The 1,317-nt window shown below is 60.4% G+C and carries 1 pseudogene; it reads left to right on the top strand.

Features of this window, described 5'->3' with window-relative positions:
- Nucleotides 1-1,317 (top strand): annotated as a pseudogene (locus KGB14_RS25430) (calcium-binding protein); the annotation flags it as partial.

The raw sequence follows: 1,317 nt of genomic DNA on the forward strand, positions 1-1,317 counted from the left end.
CCTACATCGTCGACAACCTCGGCGACGTGGCCATCGAGACCAGCACCCTGGCCAGCGAGATCGACACCGTGCGCTCTTCGGTGAGCTACATCCTGGGCGCCAACCTGGAAAACCTGGAACTGACCGGTACGGCCAACACCTATGGCATCGGCAACGCCCTGAACAACGTGATCACCGGCAACGACGGCAACAACCAGCTCAATGGTGCCGCCGGTGTGGACACCCTGATCGGTGGCAAGGGCAACGATGATTATTTCCTTGATCAGGCCGCCGAGCTGGCCCTGGTCCAGGAAAACGTCAGTGAAGGCACCGACACCCTGTACGTCGTCTACAACGCCACGGCACAGACCAACACCGTCGACCTGAACCTGAGCAACCTGCATAACGTCGAGAACATGTCACTGCTCGGGAGCGGGGCCTTTACCGTGCTGGGCAACGACCTGAACAACAGCCTGACCGGCAATGCCGATGCCAACATCCTGGACGGCGGTCTCGGTGCCGACTACATGGCTGGCGGCACCGGCAACGACACCTACATCGTCGACAACATTGGTGACGTGATCGTTGAGACCAGCACCCTGGCCAGCGAGATCGACACCGTGCGCTCTTCGGCGAGCTACATCCTGGGCGCCAACCTGGAAAACCTGGAACTGACCGGCACGGCCAACACCTATGGCATCGGCAACGCCCTGAACAACGTGATCACCGGCAACGACGGCAACAACCAGCTCAATGGTGCCGCCGGTGTGGACACCCTGATCGGTGGCAAGGGCAACGATGATTATTTCCTTGATCAGGCCGCCGAGCTGGCCCTGGTCCAGGAAAACGTCAGTGAAGGCACCGACACCCTGTACGTCGTCTACAACGCCACGGCACAGACCAACACCGTCGACCTGAACCTGAGCAACCTGCACAACGTCGAGAACATGTCACTGCTCGGGAGCGGTGCCTTTACCGTGCTGGGCAACGACCTGAACAACAGCCTGACCGGCAATGCCGATGCCAACATCCTGGACGGCGGTCTCGGTGCCGACTACATGGCTGGCGGCACCGGCAACGACACCTACATCGTCGACAACATTGGTGACGTGATCGTTGAGACCAGCACCCTGGCCAGCGAGATCGACACCGTGCGCTCTTCGGCGAGCTACATCCTGGGCGCCAACCTGGAAAACCTGGAACTGACCGGCACGGCCAACACCTATGGCATCGGCAACGCCCTGAACAACGTGATCACCGGCAACGACGGCAACAACCAGCTCAATGGTGCCGCCGGTGTGGACACCCTGATCGGTGGCAAGGGCAACGATGATTATT

Origin of the sequence: Pseudomonas sp. A-RE-19 (assembly GCF_019956555.1) — a bacterium.
Lineage (GTDB): Bacteria > Pseudomonadota > Gammaproteobacteria > Pseudomonadales > Pseudomonadaceae > Aquipseudomonas.